The organism is Streptococcus sp. 3167 (assembly GCF_013277175.1).
Taxonomy (GTDB): domain Bacteria; phylum Bacillota; class Bacilli; order Lactobacillales; family Streptococcaceae; genus Streptococcus; species Streptococcus pseudopneumoniae.
This window is the reverse complement of record NZ_VMML01000055.1, coordinates 16761-37020: the sequence shown is the minus strand read 5'-3', so window position 1 is coordinate 37020 and position 20260 is coordinate 16761. Positions and strand designations below refer to the sequence as shown.

At 42.0% G+C, this 20260-nt stretch carries 24 protein-coding genes; 22 read left to right on the top strand and 2 right to left on the bottom strand.

Translation table 11 applies throughout. From position 1 onward, the window contains the following. Positions 1–52 precede the first annotated feature (52 nt). The 6 genes from HT678_RS08440 to yaaA all read left to right on the top strand — a co-directional run bounded on the left by HT678_RS08440 (position 53) and on the right by yaaA (position 7054). Positions 53–2749 carry a cation-translocating P-type ATPase gene (locus HT678_RS08440; protein WP_172924838.1) on the top strand — a complete coding sequence of 899 codons (2697 nt, stop codon included), beginning with the start codon at positions 53–55 and terminating at the stop codon, positions 2747–2749. A gap of 12 nt (positions 2750–2761) precedes the next feature. Then, positions 2762–3559 (top strand): glutathione-dependent disulfide-bond oxidoreductase, encoded by a 798-nt coding sequence (gene yghU / locus HT678_RS08435; RefSeq protein WP_001277397.1) that lies wholly within the window; start codon positions 2762–2764, stop codon positions 3557–3559. Between the two features lie 222 nt (positions 3560–3781). After that, positions 3782–4192 (top strand): peptide deformylase, encoded by a 411-nt coding sequence (locus HT678_RS08430; RefSeq protein ID WP_000412227.1) that lies wholly within the window; start codon positions 3782–3784, stop codon positions 4190–4192. A gap of 11 nt (positions 4193–4203) precedes the next feature. After that, positions 4204–5799 (top strand): hypothetical protein, encoded by a 1596-nt coding sequence (locus tag HT678_RS08425; RefSeq protein ID WP_000822860.1) that lies wholly within the window; start codon positions 4204–4206, stop codon positions 5797–5799. Between the two features lie 178 nt (positions 5800–5977). Then, the gene (locus tag HT678_RS08420; protein ID WP_000508264.1) at positions 5978–6142 is read left to right on the top strand and encodes a YczI family protein; all 165 of its coding nucleotides are present in this window, start codon (positions 5978–5980) and stop codon (positions 6140–6142) included. A 183-nt stretch (positions 6143–6325) separates the two neighbouring features. Next, a complete protein-coding gene (gene yaaA, locus HT678_RS08415) occupies positions 6326–7054 on the top strand; it encodes a peroxide stress protein YaaA (protein ID WP_172924837.1) in 729 nt (242 codons plus the stop codon). A gap of 126 nt (positions 7055–7180) precedes the next feature. On the opposite strand, the gene HT678_RS08410 is transcribed toward yaaA, so the two are convergent. Further along, positions 7181–7729: an NADPH-dependent FMN reductase gene (locus tag HT678_RS08410; RefSeq protein WP_000039623.1), complete on the bottom strand. Its 549-nt coding sequence runs from the start codon at positions 7727–7729 to the stop codon at positions 7181–7183. A gap of 257 nt (positions 7730–7986) precedes the next feature. Between HT678_RS08410 and HT678_RS08405 the strand changes: the two genes are divergently transcribed. The 16 genes from HT678_RS08405 to HT678_RS08330 all read left to right on the top strand — a co-directional run bounded on the left by HT678_RS08405 (position 7987) and on the right by HT678_RS08330 (position 18720). After that, a complete protein-coding gene (locus tag HT678_RS08405; protein WP_172924354.1) occupies positions 7987–8475 on the top strand; it encodes a DUF5590 domain-containing protein in 489 nt (162 codons plus the stop codon). After that, the gene (locus HT678_RS08400) at positions 8472–9659 is read left to right on the top strand and encodes a pyridoxal phosphate-dependent aminotransferase (protein WP_000777796.1); all 1188 of its coding nucleotides are present in this window, start codon (positions 8472–8474) and stop codon (positions 9657–9659) included. Before HT678_RS08405 ends, HT678_RS08400 begins: the two co-directional genes overlap by 4 nt. Beyond that, positions 9652–10017, top strand: coding sequence for a VOC family protein (locus HT678_RS08395; RefSeq protein WP_000565214.1), 366 nt, complete (start codon positions 9652–9654; stop codon positions 10015–10017). The genes HT678_RS08400 and HT678_RS08395 overlap by 8 nt, the downstream gene beginning before the upstream one ends. A 16-nt stretch (positions 10018–10033) precedes the next feature. Beyond that, the gene (gene asnS / locus HT678_RS08390) at positions 10034–11380 is read left to right on the top strand and encodes an asparagine--tRNA ligase (RefSeq protein WP_161802379.1); all 1347 of its coding nucleotides are present in this window, start codon (positions 10034–10036) and stop codon (positions 11378–11380) included. Between the two features lie 152 nt (positions 11381–11532). Next, positions 11533–11823 carry a 30S ribosomal protein S6 gene (rpsF, locus tag HT678_RS08385; protein ID WP_001151784.1) on the top strand — a complete coding sequence of 97 codons (291 nt, stop codon included), beginning with the start codon at positions 11533–11535 and terminating at the stop codon, positions 11821–11823. Between the two features lie 11 nt (positions 11824–11834). Further along, positions 11835–12305: a single-stranded DNA-binding protein SsbA gene (gene ssbA / locus HT678_RS08380; protein WP_000609606.1), complete on the top strand. Its 471-nt coding sequence runs from the start codon at positions 11835–11837 to the stop codon at positions 12303–12305. A 31-nt stretch (positions 12306–12336) separates the two neighbouring features. Continuing rightward, positions 12337–12576 carry a 30S ribosomal protein S18 gene (gene rpsR / locus HT678_RS08375; RefSeq protein WP_000068664.1) on the top strand — a complete coding sequence of 80 codons (240 nt, stop codon included), beginning with the start codon at positions 12337–12339 and terminating at the stop codon, positions 12574–12576. Positions 12577–12747: 171 nt separating this feature from the next. Beyond that, positions 12748–13251, top strand: a complete 504-nt coding sequence (locus HT678_RS08370; protein WP_031222773.1) for a GNAT family N-acetyltransferase — start codon at positions 12748–12750, stop codon at positions 13249–13251. Positions 13252–13333: 82 nt separating this feature from the next. Continuing rightward, positions 13334–14734 (top strand): bifunctional Cof-type HAD-IIB family hydrolase/peptidylprolyl isomerase, encoded by a 1401-nt coding sequence (locus tag HT678_RS08365; RefSeq protein WP_000339018.1) that lies wholly within the window; start codon positions 13334–13336, stop codon positions 14732–14734. Position 14735: 1 nt separating this feature from the next. Further along, complete coding sequence (locus HT678_RS08360; RefSeq protein WP_000689596.1) at positions 14736–15095, top strand: S1 RNA-binding domain-containing protein; 360 nt, start codon at positions 14736–14738, stop codon at positions 15093–15095. A gap of 53 nt (positions 15096–15148) precedes the next feature. Next, positions 15149–15898, top strand: a complete 750-nt coding sequence (locus tag HT678_RS08355; protein WP_000390770.1) for a tRNA1(Val) (adenine(37)-N6)-methyltransferase — start codon at positions 15149–15151, stop codon at positions 15896–15898. Next, a complete protein-coding gene (locus HT678_RS08350) occupies positions 15888–16172 on the top strand; it encodes a GIY-YIG nuclease family protein (RefSeq protein WP_023940249.1) in 285 nt (94 codons plus the stop codon). The genes HT678_RS08355 and HT678_RS08350 overlap by 11 nt, the downstream gene beginning before the upstream one ends. An 85-nt stretch (positions 16173–16257) precedes the next feature. Next, positions 16258–17193 (top strand): manganese-dependent inorganic pyrophosphatase, encoded by a 936-nt coding sequence (locus tag HT678_RS08345; protein WP_023940247.1) that lies wholly within the window; start codon positions 16258–16260, stop codon positions 17191–17193. A gap of 86 nt (positions 17194–17279) precedes the next feature. Next, positions 17280–17792, top strand: coding sequence for a YiiX/YebB-like N1pC/P60 family cysteine hydrolase (locus tag HT678_RS08340; RefSeq protein ID WP_023940246.1), 513 nt, complete (start codon positions 17280–17282; stop codon positions 17790–17792). Next, positions 17776–18426, top strand: a complete 651-nt coding sequence (locus HT678_RS08335) for a DUF1803 domain-containing protein (protein ID WP_079247576.1) — start codon at positions 17776–17778, stop codon at positions 18424–18426. Before HT678_RS08340 ends, HT678_RS08335 begins: the two co-directional genes overlap by 17 nt. A 99-nt stretch (positions 18427–18525) precedes the next feature. Further along, complete coding sequence (locus HT678_RS08330; RefSeq protein WP_000051203.1) at positions 18526–18720, top strand: CsbD family protein; 195 nt, start codon at positions 18526–18528, stop codon at positions 18718–18720. Positions 18721–18765: 45 nt separating this feature from the next. On the opposite strand, the gene HT678_RS08325 is transcribed toward HT678_RS08330, so the two are convergent. Then, positions 18766–20211 (bottom strand): UDP-N-acetylmuramoyl-L-alanyl-D-glutamate--L-lysine ligase, encoded by a 1446-nt coding sequence (locus HT678_RS08325; protein ID WP_101514584.1) that lies wholly within the window; start codon positions 20209–20211, stop codon positions 18766–18768. Positions 20212–20260 lie beyond the last annotated feature (49 nt).

Below are 20260 nucleotides of genomic sequence, written 5' to 3'. Positions count from 1 at the left end.
GCGATGAGGGAAAAGAGAGTCTGTTTTGCACACAATGTCAAGGAGGAGACACATGTCAAAAGAACAAGAACGCCAAGCGTTTTACACTCAGAGTCCTGAAGAGGTCTTGAAGGCTGTGGATGCGACCGAGCAAGGTTTGTCATCAAGTGAGGCGGAAAAGCGCCTTGCCGAATTTGGCCACAATGAACTCGAAGAAGGCGAGAAACGATCAATCCTGGTCAAATTCATCGAGCAATTTAAGGATTTGATGATTATCATCCTAGTTGCAGCAGCAATCTTGTCAGTCGTGACTTCTGGTGGGGAAGATATCGCAGATGCCATTATCATTTTAGCCGTGGTTATCATTAACGCTGCCTTTGGTGTTTACCAAGAAGGAAAAGCAGAAGAAGCTATCGAAGCCCTCAAATCCATGTCTAGTCCAGCTGCCCGCGTTCTGCGTGATGGGCACATGGCTGAGATTGACTCTAAAGAATTGGTACCAGGCGATATCGTTGCCCTTGAAGCTGGTGACGTAGTACCAGCAGACCTACGTTTGCTAGAAGCCAACTCTCTTAAGATCGAAGAGGCTGCTCTGACAGGTGAGTCTGTACCGGTTGAAAAAGACTTGACAGTCGAGCTTGCGACAGATGCTGGTATTGGTGACCGTGTCAATATGGCCTTCCAAAACTCAAACGTAACCTACGGTCGTGGGATGGGAGTTGTTGTCAATACAGGTATGTACACGGAAGTTGGTCATATCGCGGGCATGCTTCAAGACGCTGATGAGACGGATACACCCCTCAAACAAAACTTGAACAACCTTTCTAAGGTCTTGACCTATGCAATCTTGGTCATTGCCCTTGTTACTTTTGTAGTGGGTGTCTTCATTCAAGGGAAGGATCCACTTGGTGAGTTGTTGACTTCTGTTGCCCTTGCCGTTGCAGCCATTCCAGAAGGACTTCCTGCTATCGTGACCATCGTTCTTTCCCTTGGTACTCAAGTTTTAGCCAAACGACATTCCATCGTTCGTAAGTTGCCAGCAGTTGAAACACTTGGTTCAACTGAAATCATCGCTTCTGATAAGACTGGTACGCTGACCATGAACAAGATGACAGTTGAAAAAATCTTCTACGATGCAGTCCTACATGACTCAGCTGATGACATTGAACTGGGTCTTGAAATGCCCCTCCTTCGTTCAGTTGTCTTGGCCAATGATACGAAAATCGATGTGGAAGGCAACCTGATTGGTGATCCAACCGAAACAGCCTTTATCCAGTATGCCTTGGACAAGGGCTACGATGTCAAAGAATTTTTAGACAAATATCCTCGTATGGCGGAGTTGCCATTTGACTCTGACCGTAAGCTCATGTCAACAGTTCATCCACTTGCAGATGGACGCTTCCTCGTAGCTGTTAAAGGTGCGCCAGACCAACTCTTGAAACGTTGTGTTCTTCGTGATAAGGCTGGGGATATTGCTCCGATTGATGAGAAGGTCACAAACCTCATTCATACAAACAATTCTGAAATGGCCCACCAAGCCTTGCGTGTCCTTGCAGGTGCGTATAAGATTATCGATAGCATTCCAGAAAACCTCACTTCTGAAGAGCTGGAAAATAATTTAATCTTCACTGGTTTGATTGGGATGATTGATCCTGAACGTCCTGAAGCCGCTGAGGCTGTTCGTGTGGCTAAGGAAGCTGGAATTCGTCCAATCATGATTACAGGTGACCACCAAGACACCGCAGAAGCTATTGCCAAACGTTTGGGAATCATTGATGCAAACGATACAGAAGACCACGTTTTAACTGGTGCTGAGCTCAACGAATTATCTGATGAAGACTTTGAAAAAGTTGTTGGTCAATACTCTGTTTATGCCCGTGTGTCTCCAGAGCACAAGGTTCGTATCGTCAAGGCTTGGCAAAAACAAGGTAAGGTCGTTGCCATGACAGGTGACGGTGTCAATGATGCCCCAGCTCTGAAAACAGCAGACATCGGTATCGGTATGGGAATCACTGGTACAGAGGTTTCTAAGGGGGCTTCTGATATGATTCTTGCAGATGATAACTTTGCGACTATTATCGTCGCAGTGGAAGAAGGACGTAAGGTCTTCTCAAACATTCAAAAGACTATTCAGTACCTACTTTCTGCCAATACTGCTGAAGTATTAACCATCTTCCTATCAACCTTGTTTGGTTGGGATGTCTTACAGCCGGTTCATCTTTTGTGGATCAACTTGGTAACGGATACCTTCCCAGCTATCGCTCTTGGTGTTGAACCTGCGGAGCCTGGTGTCATGAATCATAAACCACGTGGACGCAAGGCAAGCTTCTTCTCAGGTGGTGTTTTGAGTTCTATCATTTATCAAGGTGTACTCCAAGCAGCTCTTGTTATGAGTGTTTATGGCCTTGCGATTGCTTACCCAGTTCATGTGGGTGACAATCATGCTATTCATGCAGATGCCCTAACGATGGCCTTTGCAACCCTTGGTTTGATTCAGCTCTTCCATGCCTACAATGTCAAGTCTGTCTACCAATCCATCTTGACAGTTGGCCCATTCAAGTCTAAGACCTTTAACTGGTCCATCTTGGTATCCTTTATCCTTCTCATGGCAACAATCGTTGTAGAACCGCTTGAAGGAATCTTCCACGTAACCAAACTAGACTTGTCACAATGGGGAATTGTTATGGCTGGAAGCTTCTCAATGATTATCATCGTCGAAATCGTTAAGTTTATTCAACGCAAACTCGGTTTTGACAAGAATGCGATTTAAGGGAGGTTTCGGATGTCAGCATATCAATTACCGACCGTATGGCAGGATGAAGCTAGTAATCAAGGAGCCTTTACGGGCTTAAATAAACCAACAGCAGGTGCCCGTTTCGAACAAAACTTGCCAAAAGGAGAACAAGCTTTTCAGCTTTATTCACTGGGAACACCAAATGGTGTGAAGGTCACTATCTTATTGGAAGAATTACTAGAGGCTGGTTTTAAGGAAACGGCTTACGACTTGTATAAGATTGCTATCATGGATGGGGATCAATTTGGTTCAGACTTCGTAAAGCTCAATCCAAATTCCAAGATTCCAGCCTTGTTGGACCAGTCAGGAACTGAAGAAGTAAGAGTCTTTGAATCTGCTCATATTCTCCTTTATCTTGCTGAGAAATTTGGAGCCTTTCTACCAAGTAATCCTGTGGAAAAGGTAGAAGTTTTGAATTGGCTATTCTGGCAAGCTGGGGCTGCACCTTTTCTAGGTGGGGGATTTGGACATTTCTTTAATTATGCCCCTGAAAAATTGGAATATCCTATTAACCGTTTTACGATGGAAGTGAAACGCCAGTTGGATTTATTGGATAAGGAATTGACTCAGAAACCTTATATTGCAGGCAATGACTATACGATTGCAGATATTGCCATCTGGTCTTGGTATGGACAGTTAGTTCAAGGAAAACTTTACCAAGGTTCTGCAAAATTCTTGGATGCCTCAAGTTACCAGAATTTAGTAAAATGGGCAGAAAAAATTGCCAATCGTCCAGCTGTTAAGCGTGGGATGGAAGTAATTTATAAAGAAATTAATACTCTTTGAAAATCTCTTCAAACCACGTCAGCGTCGCCTTGCCGTATATANNAGTGTTTTGAGCAACCTGTGCTAGCTTCCTAGTTTGCTTTTTGATTTTCATTGAGTATAAGTAGCAAAAAAGTCATCTTCGGATGGCTTTTTGCTACAGTTGAGGGAAAGGGCTTGCAGTTATCGGCTTTTGTGCTATAATTGTTATAATATAGTAAAAAACAAGAGGAGTGTGAGGAAGTGGAAAAGAAAATTGTAAAAGATATTTTGTTTTTATCTCAGGTATCTCAGCCGGCAAGTCAGGAAGACCTTTATCTTGCCAGAGATTTGCAGGATACACTCTTAGCAAATCGTGAGACCTGCATTGGTCTAGCTGCCAATATGATTGGGGTGCAAAAGCGCGTGATTATCTTTAATCTTGGCTTGGTTCCCGTGGTCATGTTTAACCCAGTGCTTCTGTCCTTTGAAGGATCCTATGAGGCAGAAGAAGGCTGTTTGTCCTTGGTAGGTGTGAGATCAACTAAGCGTTATGAAACCATAAGGCTTGCCTATCGTGACAGCAAGTGGCAGGAACAGACCATTACCTTGACAGGCTTCCCAGCTCAGATTTGCCAGCATGAGCTGGATCACTTGGAAGGACGAATCATTTAGGAGGAAAGCAAATGAAACGAATAGTCTTTGAACTTATTTTTATCGCAACGACCTGGTATATCTTTTTACCGCCCCTTAACCTGACCAGCTGGGAATTTCTCTTCTTCCTCTGTGGGCATTTGTTAGTTGTGGCAATCTTATTTGGCTTTGGCAAGGGGATAAACCTTGTCAAAACGGTTCATGTGCGCCACGGTAAGGCGGAAGCTGCCTTAAATCTTGAGGGTTTCAAAATCAATCGGTTAGGGAAAATTCTGTTAGCTTCGATTGGAGGAATTCTTCTCTTGGCAGCTTTGGTTTCCTTGGTAACTTCCAGCATGTTTCAGGCTAAAAATTATGCCAATGTAGTCACGGTTACGGAAAAAGACTTTACTGAATTTCCTAAGAGTGACACCAGTAAGGTTCCTATCTTAGATAGAAGTACTGCTGAAAAAATTGGTGACCGCTACTTGGGTTCCCTAACAGATAAGGTGTCGCAGTACGTAGCGGCAGATACCTATACCCAATTGACAATTGATGGGAAACCTTATCGAGTGACGCCACTAGAATACGCAGACCCTATCAAGTGGTTTAACAATCAAGCTAAGGGAATCGGTGAGTATATCAAGGTGGACATGGTAACTGGAAATGCGGATTTGGTGGACTTGAAGACACCAATCAAGTATTCAGACTCGGAGTATTTTAACCGTGATGTCAAACGTCACCTGCGCTTGAAGTACCCGACCAAAATCTTTAAAACTCCATCTTTTGAGGTGGACGATGAGGGCAATCCTTTCTATGTAGCAACGGTTTACCAAAAGCAATTTGGACTTGCGGTTCCTCGTCCTGCTTCAGTCATTATCTTGGATGCTACAAATGGAGAAACCAAGGAATACAGCTTATCAGATGTTCCAGAATGGGTGGATAGGATCTATCCAGCAGAGGAAACCATTGAGCAAATCAACTACAACGGCAAGTACAAGGACGGTTTCTTGAATGCCATGATTTCCAAGAAAAATGTGACCCAGACTACCAATGGCTATAATTACTTGTCTATCGGTAATGACATCTATCTCTACACAGGTGTGACGTCGGCTAATGCGGATGAGAGTAATCTTGGTTTCATCCTTGAAAATATGCGAACAGGAGAAATTACTAAGTATAGCTTGGCTTCTGCGACAGAAGAATCAGCCCGTGAATCAGCAGAAGGTGCTGTTCAGGAGAAATCCTACAAAGCAACCTTCCCAATCCTCATCAACCTCAATGACAAGCCTTTCTACATCATGGGTTTGAAGGACAATGCTGGCTTGGTCAAAGAGTATGCTCTAGTAGACGCAGTCGAGTACCAAAATGTTATCGTAGCTACTACAGTGGAAGAGATGCTCAGCAAGTATGCCAATAAAAACGACCTTGAAATTGACAATGCAACGACAGAAAGCATCAAGGGAGTAGTAGCAGACCTCAAATCAGCTGTTATCAAGGGCGACACCGTCTACTTCTTTAAAGTTGATGGCAAGATTTACAAGGTTAAGGCCTCAGTATCAGATGACCTTCCTTACCTTGAAAATGGTAGAACCTTCGAAGGTCAAGTAGGAAAAGACAGCTATCTCAAGACCTTTAAAGTACAGTAATACTCTGCGAAAATCTCTTCAAACCACGTCAACTTTATCTGCAACCTCAAAGCTGTGCTTTGAGCAACCTGCGGCTAGTTTCCTAGTTTGTTCTTTGATTTTCATTGAGTATAAAAAAGGTTTATTTAAGAAATATATGTTATAATAAAATAAATTAAGACTAATGGAGGACAAAGAAATGGGTTTTTATTTGATGCTTGCTTCAATGCTACTTGGACTGCTCGCTTTGAAGATAGGTTTTTCTCAGTTCAAGGAGAAAAAAGATAAATTCTTATCTATCTTAACAAGTTTAGCTGGCGCAGCCCTTGTTCTCGTGGCTATCTGGTTAGGATGGCCCAAATAAATAGAGAAGCCTCGGTCAAACCGAGGTTTTTCATACTCTTCGAAAATCTCTTCAAACCGCGTCAGCTTCGCCTTGCCGTACTCAAGTACAGCCTGCGGCTAGCTTCCTAGTTTGCTCTTTGATTTTCATTGAGTATCAGATGAATTTCTTGGTTGTGGCTAAAAAATATGCTACACTATCAATATGAAAATTTTAATCCCTACAGCAAAAGAAATGAACACAGACTTGCCGAGTATCGAGGCAACACCTTTAATACCAGAAAGTCAGGCCGTGCTGGATGCCTTGGCCCTCTATTCTGCTAGTCAATTGGAGAGTTTTTATAAGGTATCAGCCGAGAAGGCTGCGGAAGAATGTCAAAATATCCAAGCTTTGAAAAGGCAAACTGCTCAACACTACCCAGCTCTTAAACTTTTTGATGGGCTTATGTACCGCCATATCAAGCGAGATAAGTTGACCGAGGCGGAACAAGCCTATCTTGAAAATCATGTCTTTATTACTTCGGCTTTGTACGGTGTCGTTCCAGCCTTGTCATCTATGGCCCCTCACCGTTTGGACTTTTTGATGAAGTTAAAAGTCGCTGGTAAGACTTTAAAGAGTCATTGGAAGGCAGCCTATGATGAAGCTGTGAAGCAGGAAGAAGTGATTTTCTCCCTCTTGTCGTCCGAGTTTGAGACGGTATTTTCTAAGGAAATCAGAGAAAAAATGGTGATCTTCAAATTTATGGAGGATAGAGGCGGTCAGCTGAAAATTCACTCAACCATTTCCAAGAAAGCGCGTGGTGCCTTCCTGACAGCCCTGATAGAAAATCAAGTACAGACGGTGGAGGAAGCTAGTCGCTTAAGCTTTGCAGGATTTACCTACCGAGAAGATCTGTCCCAGCCACAGGAATTGGTTTTTGTTAAGGAAGTATAGAAATCAGATATTTTGTATTTGGCAATATGTATCATCAGCTATTTTAGTTTATAAATGAGAAAAAAAGCGAACAAGCTAGTCTTCTGAGTGTCAGAAAAGTAGTCTTGTTCGCTTTTATTATGTTAGTTACTTGATCGCATTGACCAAGTCTTCCGCTTGTTTTTCAAGTGAGTTTAGGACTGTTTCTTCAAGAACCAATTTTCCGTCTGCCCAAGCAGAGTCATTGACACGTGCAGCAGTGAAATCACCAACGATTTGTGTACGGATAAATGGCAAGAGGTCTTTGTAAATAGCGAAAAGTTGATCGTGACCGGCATTGGCTACAGATGATACGGTGACAAACTTGTCTTGAAGGGCAGAAGCGCCACGTGTATCAGACAAGTCAAGGGCGCGAGATAGCCAGTCAAGCAAGTTTTTTACTGTTCCAGGGATAGAGAAGTTGTAGACTGGAGAGAAGATCCAGATAGCATCCGCAGCGAGAACCGCTTCACGAGCAGTAGCTACAGCTGGATGAGTTGGAACTTCCAAATCTTGGCTGAAGAGAGGAAGGGCTGAATAATCAAGGTAGCTAACTTCCGCTTTACCAGCAAGTGCTTTCTCAGCTTCGAGCGCCATTTGGTGGTTGAAAGAACCTTGGCGTAGTGATCCGACGATAAATAATACTTTTTTAGACATGATGTGTCTCCTTTTTCTTAAATTTACGAGAATTTTCTCGTTGTTATAAAATATATTACAACAAAGCAAAACAACTTGCAAGAAATTTGCTCAGAGTTTATTTGAAAATTGTAAAATTTCGGAAACTCTAGTCATTTGTGACTGAAAAAGTAAGAACTGTTTCACTTTCAAAATCGGTTTTGTTTGAAGGAAGAAATAAAGTGCGATTGTTCTTGCATTCACTTGTAATAAAGCCCAATAGATGGTAAAATAGACGAGTGAAAAAAAAGACAAAAAAAGCAAAAAATAATCTACTGTGGCAGTATGGTCTAGGGATGACGATTTTGTTTGTGGTTATCAGTGCTTCCTTTCTGTATCTAGTGTTTCTGAGTATGAAACCTTATCAAACAGCTAAAAGTGAAGGAGAAAAATTAGCTCAGCAGTATGCAGGATTAGAGCAGGCTGATCAGGTTGACTTATACAATGGCTTGGAATCCTATTATAGCGTTCTTGGCCGTAATAAAAAACAAGAAGCACTTGCTGTCCTGATTGGAAAAGATGACCACAATATTTACGTTTATCAGCTAAATCAAGGTGTTTCACAAGAAAAAGCAGAAGCTGTTTCGAAGGAAAAAGGAGCTGGCGAGATTGACAAGATTACCTTTGGCCGTTATCAAGACAAACCAATCTGGGAAGTCAAGTCAGGCTCTGATTTTTATCTAGTAGATTTTGAAACAGGAGTATTGGTCAATAAGGAGGGCCTATGAAACTATCCAACCGTGTTTTAGAAATGGAAGAAAGTGTGACCTTGGCTGCTGGAGCTCGTGCCAAAGCACTCAAGTCTGAGGGAAGAGATATCCTGTCTCTAACCTTGGGTGAGCCAGATTTCACTACTCCAAAAAATATCCAAGATGCCGCCATTGCATCGATTCGAGATGGGCGTGCTTCTTTTTATACAGTAACCTCAGGCCTGCCAGAGCTCAAGGCAGCGGTCAATACTTACTTTGAACGCTTTTACGGCTATTCTGTAGCGCCAAATCAAGTGACAGTCGCTGCTGGAGCCAAATATTCTCTCTATACCTTCTTTATGGCTGTGGTCAATCCAGGTGATGAAGTTATCATCCCAACCCCCTACTGGGTAAGCTATGGAGACCAGGTCAAGATGGCAGAAGGTGTGCCAGTCTTTGTTCCTGCTAAGGAAGATAATCACTTTAAGGTGACCGTAGAGCAGTTAGAAGCAGCTCGCACAGACAAGACCAAGGTTTTGGTGCTGAATTCGCCATCCAATCCGACAGGTATGATTTACACCCGTGAGGAACTCTTGGCAATCGGAAACTGGGCTGTAGAAAAGGATATTCTCATTCTAGCAGATGATATCTATGGGCGCTTGGTCTATAATGGTCATGAGTTCACACCGATTTCTAGCCTATCTGAGGCAATTCGCAAGCAAACAGTGGTCATCAATGGTGTGTCTAAAATCTATGCCATGACAGGTTGGCGGATTGGCTATGCCGTTGGAGAAGCAAACATTATTGCTGCCATGTCCAAGATTGCAGGTCAAACAACTTCGAATCCGTCAGCAGTAGCCCAGTATGCAGCAGTTGAGGCTCTATCAGGTGAGCAAGATACTGTAGAAAGCATGCGTCAGGCTTTTGAGGAACGTCTCAATACCATCTATCCCCTTCTTGCTGAGGTGCCAGGATTTGAAGTGCTCAAACCGCAAGGAGCTTTCTATCTCTTCCCAAATGTCAAAAAAGCTATGGAGATGAAAGGCTATACAGATGTGACAGATTTTACAACCGCTATCCTAGAAGAAGCCGAAGTGGCCTTGGTAACAGGAGCAGGATTCGGAGCACCAGAAAATGTCCGCCTCAGCTATGCGACAGACCTAGACACGCTTAAAGAAGCAGTTAAACGCTTGAAAGCATTTATGGGTAGTGAGAATGATTGATCATTTTGAGATTAAGGTAAAGGATTTACAAATTTCAGAAGGATTTTATAAGAGTTTTCTCGCTCCTTTGGGCTATAAATTGGCTTTTAAGACTAGTTCTCTAATCAGTTTTCTTGCCCCGAACAGCCCTCATCCTGGTGGTGATTTTTGGCTGGCTCAGGGGACACAAGATCCTATTCACTTTGCTTTTTTAGCAGAAAATAAGGAAGAAGTTCAGGCTTGTTATGAGGCTGGTTTAGAGGCAGGTGGGCGAGACAATGGGGCTCCTGATTATCGCAGTGAGCATCCGATTTACTACGCTGCTTTTGTGATTGACCCAGATGGGAACAATATAGAAGTGGTTTGCCATAAAGAATAAAAAAGAAAAAGGAAAAATAATGACAAAACGTGTAACGATTATTGATGTAAAAGACTATGTTGGTCAGGAAGTGACGATTGGCGCTTGGGTTGCCAACAAATCAGGAAAAGGGAAAATTGCCTTCTTGCAATTGCGTGATGGAACAGCCTTCTTCCAAGGTGTGGCTTTTAAACCAAACTTTGTCGAAAAATTTGGTGAAGAAGTAGGACTTGAGAAGTTTGATGTCATCAAACGCTTGAGCCAAGAAACGTCTGTTTATGTGACAGGTATTGTCAAAGAGGACGAACGTTCTAAATTTGGCTATGAGTTGGACATCACAGACATCGAAGTGATCGGTGAATCTCAAGACTACCCAATCACACCAAAAGAACACGGTACAGACTTTTTGATGGACAACCGTCACTTGTGGCTCCGTTCTCGTAAGCAAGTGGCCGTGATGCAAATCCGTAACGCTATTATCCATGCAACTTATGAGTTCTTTGACAAGAACGGTTTCATGAAATTTGACAGCCCAATTCTTTCAGGAAATGCGGCAGAAGATTCAACAGAACTCTTTGAAACGGACTACTTCGGAACGCCAGCCTACTTGAGCCAATCAGGTCAGCTTTACCTAGAAGCAGGTGCTATGGCTCTTGGTCGTGTCTTTGACTTTGGTCCAGTTTTCCGTGCTGAAAAATCAAAAACGCGCCGTCACTTGACCGAGTTCTGGATGATGGATGCAGAGTACTCATACTTGACACATGATGAGTCGCTTGACTTGCAAGAAGCTTATGTGAAAGCTCTTCTACAAGGTGTTCTTGACCGTGCGCCTCAAGCCTTGGAAACCTTGGAACGTGATACAGAGCTCTTGAAACGCTACATTGCAGAGCCATTCAAACGTATCACTTACGATCAAGCCATTGACCTCTTGCAAGAACATGAGAATGATGAAGACGCTGACTACGAACATCTTGAGCATGGTGATGACTTTGGTTCACCACATGAAACTTGGATTTCAAACCACTTTGGTGTGCCAACTTTTGTCACGAACTACCCAGCAGCCATCAAGGCCTTCTATATGAAACCAGTTCCTGGAAATCCAGAGCGCGTGCTTTGTGCAGACTTGCTTGCTCCAGAAGGTTACGGAGAAATCATCGGTGGTTCTATGCGTGAGGAAGACTATGATTCCCTTGTCGCTAAGATGGATGAACTTGGCATGGACCGTACAGAGTATGAATTCTACCTTGACCTTCGTAAATACGGTACAGTTCCACACGGTGGATTTGGTATCGGTATCGAGCGTATGGTAACCTTCGCAGCAGGAACAAAACATATCCGTGAAGCCATTCCATTCCCACGTATGTTACACCGTATTAAACCATAAGAACAGGAAAACGCCCATGTGGCGTTTTTTCGAATTCCAGAGTTTTTACTTGCGTAAAAAATTTTTTTCTAGTATAATAGTTTATTGTGAGCGAACCTCACTTACCCCTTGCAAAGTCTTGGGGTCATTAGACCAAAAGGAGGAACATATCAATGGCTAAATACGAAATTCTTTATATCATTCGTCCAAACATTGAAGAAGAAGCTAAAAACGCTTTGGTAGCACGTTTTGACTCTATTTTGACTGACAACGGTGCAACTGTTGTTGAATCAAAAACTTGGGAAAAACGTCGTCTTGCATACGAAATCAAAGATTTCCGTGAAGGACTTTACCACATCGTTAACGTTGAAGCAAACGACGATGCAGCTCTTAAAGAGTTTGACCGTCTTTCAAAAATCAACGCTGACATTCTTCGTCACATGATCGTCAAAACTGACGCGTAAGAAGGTAAACTATGATTAACAATGTTGTACTTGTAGGGCGTATGACACGTGACGCTGAGTTGCGTTATACCCCATCAAATGTAGCAGTTGCGACTTTTACTCTTGCAGTAAACCGTACATTTAAGAGTCAAAATGGCGAACGTGAGGCTGATTTTATCAATGTCGTTATGTGGCGCCAACAGGCTGAAAACCTTGCTAACTGGGCTAAAAAAGGCTCACTTATCGGGGTGACAGGCCGTATCCAGACTCGTAGTTACGATAACCAGCAAGGACAACGTGTCTACGTGACAGAAGTCGTGGCTGAGAATTTCCAAATGTTGGAAAGCCGTAGTGTGCGTGAAGGTCATACAGGTGGAGCTTACTCTGCCCCAACTGCAAACTATTCAGCACCTACAAATTCAGTGCCAGACTTTTCACGTGATGAAAATCCATTTGGAGCAACAAATCCATTGGATATTTCAGATGATGATTTACCATTCTAATGGACAACTAAAATTATAAAGGAGAAAAAACATGGCTCAACAACGTCGTGGCGGATTCAAACGCCGTAAAAAAGTTGATTACATCGCAGCAAACAAAATTGAATATGTTGATTACAAAGATACTGAGCTTCTTAGCCGTTTCGTTTCAGAACGTGGGAAAATCCTTCCTCGTCGTGTAACAGGAACTTCAGCTAAAAACCAACGTAAAGTAACAACAGCTATCAAACGCGCTCGCGTAATGGCTTTGATGCCTTTCGTAAACGAAGATTAAAGAAAAGACCCGGTTGGGTCTTTTTTTCAGGTCCAGTGGACCTCTTTTTCATGAGCTTGAAAACAAGAAAGTGAATTAAGACCCCGACGGGTCTTTTTTCACGAGATAGTTTTTTTCTGACCTTGGCGTGCTATAATAGTAATAGAAAGAGTAAAGGTGGGTAAGTCAAAGATGAATTGTACGATTAGAAATATGATTAAGTCTGATATTGAATCCTTATCTCATGGATTTATGAATCAAGGTTGGCCTGGTAGAGAGGAAATTTTGGCTAGATATTTTCTGGAACAGGAAAGTGGGGAGAGAGAAGTCTTAGTTGCAGAGATTGATGGTGCTGTAGCGGGCTACGTTACCATTTTGCCCTCTGCTAAACATGGTCCTTTTGCAGAAGTCTATCCAGAATTATCAGATTTTAATGTGTTTGAGCCTTTTCGAAATCAAGGGATTGGGAGTCAACTGCTAGAAGAGGCAGAAAATCGAGTTAAGTTTTTTTCAGACAAAGTGACGTTGGGTGTAGGTTTGCACTCAGGCTATGGACCTGCCCAGAGATTGTATATCAGACGGGGCTACATTCCAGATGGGACAGGTGTCTGGTATCGAAATCAACCCTTGGAAATGAATGCTACTATTCAAAATAATGATGATTTAGTTCTGTACTTATCAAAGAAGTTCGAATAAGAGATGGCGAATTTCTTTGAAAATAGGGGATTTAGCTACTTTATGGTATAATGGAAAGAGTTAGATTGAAAGAGGTAGTGAGATGGATGCCAAATTAAGATACAAGGCAAAAAAGATTAAGATTGTCTTTTTTGATATTGATGATACATTGCGGAATTCAAAGACAGGGTTTATTCCAACTACAATTCCCACTGTTTTTAAACAGTTGCGTGAAAAAGGAATTTTAACAGGAATCGCCTCTGGACGTGGCATTTTTGGTGTTGTTCCAGAGATTCGTGATCTCAAGCCTGACTTTTTTGTAACTTTGAATGGGGCTTATATCGAAGATAAAAAAGGTCAGGTCATTTATCAGCATCAGATTGAAAAGTCAGATGTTGAGGAGTATATCTCTTGGGCTAAGCAAGAAGGAATTGAGTATGGCTTGGTTGGGAGTCATGATGCCAAGTTGTCGACTCGCACCGATATGATGAGTGAAGCTATCAATCCAATTTATCCCGACTTAGATGTAGATCCCGATTTCCATGAAAAAGAAGATATCTATCAGATGTGGACTTTTGAAGATAAGGGAGATGACTTGCACTTGCCTGACAGTCTCTCAGACAAACTTCGCATGGTTCGTTGGCATCAACATTCGTCTGATATTGTGCCGATTTCAGGCTCCAAAGCGACGGGGGTGGAAAAGGTTGTGGAACACCTTGGCTTGAAACCAGAGAAGGTCATGGTTTTTGGAGATGGTCTCAATGACTTGGAACTCTTTGATTATGCTGGAATCAGCGTTGCCATGGGAATTTCTCATGATAAAATCAAAGAAAAAGCAGATTATATTACAAAAACATTAGAAGAAGATGGCATTTTTGCTGCCTTAGAAGTATTTGGTATGGTAGAAAAAGAATTGCATTTTCCACAAGTAGACATTGAAACAGTAGAAGGTCCTCTTGCGACTATTAAGACCAATCACGGAGACTTACGTATCAAGCTTTTCCCTGAACATGCTCCTAAAACAGTGGCTAACTTTGTATCTCTTTCAAAAGATGGCTACTATGATGGTGTCATTTTCCACCGTATTATCAAGGACTTTATGATCCAAGGTGGAGACCCAACTGGAACTGGTATGGGTGGCGAGTCAATCTACGGCGAATCTTTTGAGGATGAATTCTCAGAAGAGCTTTACAATATCCGTGGTGCTCTTTCCATGGCAAATGCTGGTCCAAATACCAACGGCAGCCAGTTCTTTATCGTGCAAAACCAACACCTACCTTATTCGAAGAAAGAAATTACTCGTGGTGGTTGGCCAGAACCGATTGCAGAAATCTATGCCAATCAAGGTGGGACACCTCACCTAGACCGCCGTCACACGGTTTTTGGTCAGTTAGCTGATGAAGCATCTTACGCTGTCTTGGATGCCATTGCTGCTGTTGAGACAGGAGCTATGGACAAGCCAGTTGAAGATGTTGTAATTGAAACTATTGAAATCGAGGACTAAGATGAAAATCGGTGATAAGCTAAAGGGGCGTATTACAGGGATTCAGCCCTACGGTGCCTTTGTTGAGTTAGAGACGGGTGATACGGGGCTGATTCACATTTCAGAAATTCGGACAGGATTTATTGAAAATATTCATGAAACCTTGAAAGTCGATGAAGAGGTTCAAGTTCAGGTAGTGGATTTAGATGAATTTACGGGGAAAGCCAGTCTTTCTATCCGCACTTTGGAGGAAGAAAAGTACCAGTTTCCTAGACGGAGACGCTTTTCAAGCGACCGCTTTAACTACGGTTTTGCTCCCTTTCGACGAATGTTACCAATCTGGACTGGAGAAGCCCTGCACCATTTAAAAAAGAAGAAGTAGTTTAGAGTTTTATATTTTTTGTAATGTTAATATAAATTTGCTATAATAGGACCATGGAAGAAGAACAATTATTAAAATCAGGAGAGCGCATTAACCAGCTCTTCTCAACAGATATTAAAATCATTCAAAATAGAGAGGTTTTTAGCTATTCGGTGGATAGTGTTCTCTTGTCACGTTTTCCACGTTTTCCTAAAAAGGGCTTGATAGTGGATTTCTGCGCTGGGAATGGAGCGGTGGGGCTATTTGCTAGCACTCGTACTCAGGCACAGATTTTGGCTGTTGAGATTCAGGAGCGTTTGGCGGATATGGCTGAACGCTCTGTCCGTTTGAATGGTTTGGAAGAGCAGATGGAGGTCATCTGTGATGATTTGAAAAATATGCCTGCTTATATCCAGGGAAGTAAGGTGGATATGATTTTGTGTAATCCGCCCTATTTCAAGGTGGATCCTCATTCAAACCTGAACGAGAGTGAACATTATCTCTTGGCGCGACATGAAATCACGACCAATTTGCAGGAAATCTGTCGTAGTGCCCAGAGTATTCTCAAATCTAATGGGCGTTTGGCCATGGTTCATCGTCCTGATCGACTTCTGGATATTTTGGATACGTTACAACGGCATAATCTAGCCCCTAAGCGTCTGCAATTTGTCTATCCAAAAAAGGAAAAGGAAGCCAATATGCTCTTGATTGAAGCTATCAAGGATGGTTCAACAAGTGGCTTTAAGGTCTTACCACCTCTCATTGTTCACAATGATGATGGCTCTTATACGCCGGAACTCGAAGAGATTTATTATGGATTATAAGGCTTATATGTATGTGCTGGAGTGCCGTGACGGATCCTACTATACAGGCTATACGACTGATGTGAAGAGACGCCTCGCTGTCCATAATAGTGGGAAGGGAGCCAAATACACACGAGTACGCTTGCCAGTCAAACTCATCTATGCTCAAGGTTTTGCCAGTAAGGAAGAAGCCATGTCGGCAGAAGCCCTTCTCAAGCGTAAGAAACGACCACAGAAGGAAAGATTTTTATCTGAAAATCAAGATAGAAATTTACTCAGTTATTTTGAAGAGTAGCGGGGAGTCCTTTGACTCCTCTTACTTTTGTCAAAAAGCGAAAAAAATGCTACAATAAAGAGAATAAACAAAATGAGGTATTATCATGTCTAAGATTCTAGTATTTGGTCACCAAAATCCAGACTCAGATGCCATCGGGTCATCTGTAGCCTTTGCCTACCTTGCAAAAGAAGCTTACGGTTTGGATACGGAAGCTGTTGCTCTTGGAACTCCAAATGAAGAAACAGCCTTTGTCTTGAACTATTTTGGTGTAGAAGCACCGCGTGTTATTACTTCTGCCAAAGCAGAAGGAGCAGAGCAAGTTATCTTGACTGACCACAATGAATTCCAACAATCTGTATCAGATATCGCTGAAGTAGAAGTTTATGGTGTTGTAGACCACCACCGTGTGGCTAACTTTGAAACTGCAAGCCCACTCTACATGCGTTTGGAGCCAGTTGGTTCAGCGTCTTCAATCGTTTATCGTATGTTCAAAGAACATGGTGTAGCTGTGCCTAAAGAGATTGCTGGTTTGATGCTTTCAGGTTTGATTTCAGATACCCTTCTTTTGAAATCACCAACAACACATCCAACAGATAAGATTATTGCTCCTGAATTGGCTGAATTGGCTGGTGTAAACTTGGAAGAGTATGGCTTGGCTATGCTGAAAGCTGGTACAAACTTGGCTAGCAAATCTGCTGACGAATTGATTGACATCGATGCTAAGACTTTTGAACTCAATGGAAATAATGTCCGTGTTGCCCAAGTAAACACAGTGGACATCGCGGAAGTATTGGAACGCCAAGCAGAAATTGAAGCTGCAATGCAAGCTGCCAACACAGCAAACGGCTACTCTGACTTTGTCTTGATGATTACAGACATCGTCAACTCAAACTCAGAAATCCTAGCACTTGGTGCTAATATGGGCAAGGTTGAAGCAGCTTTCAACTTTAAACTTGCAGACAACCACGCCTTCCTTGCTGGTGCCGTTTCACGTAAGAAACAAGTGGTACCTCAATTGACTGAAAGCTTCAATGCTTAAGATTTTGAGTGTCAGTTCAAAATCGGAAAGGATAGTTTGCCTTATATCGAAAGGAGTTTCAGCTCCTTTTTTTCTAGGAGTGAAGCATGTTAGAAAATGGTGATTTAATTTTTGTGAGGGATCTTTCAGATATGGGACAGGCCATCCAGACTTCCACAGGCAACTATAACCATGTTGCCATTTATTTGGATGGGATGATTTACCATGCTAGTGGAAAATTTGGTGTAGTCTGTCAAGAACCAGCAGACTTCTTTGAGCCCAATCATTTGTACGACATCTATGTTTACCCAGAAATGGATATCCATTCGGTGAAGGAAAGAGCTTGTAAACATCTTGGAGCTCCCTACAATGCTTCTTTCTATCCAGATGGAGAAGGTTTTTACTGTTCCCAGTACATGGCAGAAATCCTACCGATTTTTGAAACCATACCCATGAAATTTGGGGATGGGGAGCAGGAGATTAGTGACTTTTGGAGAGAGTATTACAGAGAACTAGGTCTGCCTGTGCCTCTGAACCAAGCTGGGACCAATCCCAGTCAATTGGCAACATCGCCTCTATTACAATGTAAAGAAAGGAATCTTCATGATTCAGATTTTTAATCCATCTCGTTTGACTAGACAGCCATTTTTTAGAGAATTGATCCGCTATCTGGACCAGCATGATGATGTGATTCTACGGGAAATTAAGGCTCAATTTCCAGATGATGCAGTTGATAAACTCATGGAAGAGTATATAAAGGCAGGTTTGATTCTACGAGAAAATAAGCGTTATTACCTTAGTCTTCCTATGCTTGAATCACTCGATAGTCTTGAACTGGATCAAGAGATTTTTGTCAGCGAAGCTAGTCCGATCTATCAAGCCTTGTTACAGAAGAGTTTTGAGACGGAATTGCGCAATCAAACCAATGCAGCTATTTTAGTTGAAAAGACGGACTTTGCGAGATCAAAAATGACCTTGTCTAATTATTTCTACAAGGTCAAACATCAGTATCCTTTGACAGAAAAACAGCAGGAACTCTATGACATTTTAGGAGATGTTAATCCTGAGTATGCCCTCAAATACATGACAACTTTTTTGCTAAAATTTCTCAAAAAAGATCAACTGATGCAGAAACGCCGAGACATCTTTGTGGATAGTTTGGTCGTCCTAGGTTATATAGTCCAAAATGAAGATGGAAAGTATGAGTTGGCTGTCGATTTTGACAAGGAGAGATTAACTTTCTATTTAGTGTGATTGCTTTTTCTGAGCACATTGTTTGACTTTATCTATCGATAAGTTTATACTAATGTAACCGATAACACATATCGGAATAAAACTAAAGGAGACAATCATATGTCACTTGAAAACAAATTGGAACAAGCAACAGGCGTTGTCAAAGAAGGTTTTGGTAAAGTTACTGGAGACAGCAAGACAGAACTTGAAGGAGCTGTTGAAAAAACAGTTGCTAAGGCAAAAGACGTTGTAGAAGACGCTAAAGGTGCTGTAGAAGGTGCCGTTGAAGGTTTGAAAAACGTTTTTACTAAATAATAGTAAAAAATCAGGGGTTTTATTTTCCCTTGATTTTTTCTATTCTTATAAATAATTTTCTGCTACGGCTGCATCTCCTGGATAGGCTTCTTTCTTTCCTTGGACGATTTGGTAGCAATCAGCTCCCTTACCAGCAATAATGACAGCATCTAATTCGTGATTTGTGATAGCCATAGCTGCCTTGATGGCCTCTTGGCGATCCGCAATTTTTTCAACAGGATGATTGATGTAGCTACTGATTTCATCTGCAATGGCCATTGGGTCTTCATAGTTGGGGTCATCAGCAGTCAAAAAGACTTGAATCTCAGGATGTTGATTGAGGAGGAGGCCAAAGTTCTTACGACGACTTTCTCCCTTGTTTCCTGTTGAACCCAGAACCAAAGCAATCTTTCCAGTTTGATGAGTTTCAACCACATTGATGAGTTTTTTCAGACTATCCCCATTGTGGGCGTAATCGATGAATACCTTGGCTCCATTTTTCTGAGTCAGGACTTCCATACGACCAGGAACGCGGGTTGCAGCAATTCCTTTTTTGATGTCCTCAAGACTAGCTCCGAGACGGAGGCAAGCAAGTCCAGCAGCAACGGCATTTTCTTGGTTGAAGTTGCCAATGAGTTGGATATCATAATCTCCAGCGAGTTTACCTGTAGCTGAAAAACTAAAGGCTTTGGAATTCTCGATTTGATTATTTGATTGGCTACCATAGAAATCATGGTCTTGATCTGCCACTTGTTCTTTTAAGACAGAAAAGTGGTCCATGTCACTATTAATGATGACTGCTCGGCTATTTTCCATCAAGAGACGTTTGTGGTAGAAGTAGTCTTCAAAGCTAGGGTGTTCAATAGGGCCGATATGGTCTGGGCTGATATTGAGGAAAACTCCCACATCAAAGGTTAGACCATAGACACGTTTGACCAGATAGGCTTGGCTGGAGACTTCCATGATGAGGTGGGTACGGTCATTTTGCACAGCTTGATTCATCATGTCAAAGAGGTCAATACTCTCAGGAGTTGTCAATGCAGACTTAAAGAAAGTCTTGCCATCTAAAGTTGTATTCATAGTCGAGAGCATAGCAGGTCGATGCCCTTGAGATAAGATGTTATAAGCGAAATAGGCTGCTGTTGTCTTACCCTTAGTACCAGTAAAGGCAAGGAGTTTGAGTTTTTCCTGTGGATTACCATAGAACTCCATGGCAATCAAACTCATGGCTTTCTTTATATCGTTCACAATGATGACAGGGATACCGACTTCGTAGTCTTTTTCAGCTACATACCAAGCTAAGCCTTGTGTTATAGCAGAAAGAAGGTATTCTTTTTTAAAGGCAGCACCTTTTGCAAAAAAAAGAGTGTCTTCTTTTACTTTTCGGCTGTCGTAACTAATGCTATCAAAAACAACTTTGCTGTAGTTGTAGTGATAATGTCCTTGGTCGATAATCTCGCGGAAGAGACCATCTTTCTTTAATATATCTAATACGGTTTCAATCTTTATCATACTTTCTATTGTAAACCGAAAGTCGCAAATTTACAAGTAACAAGGAAAA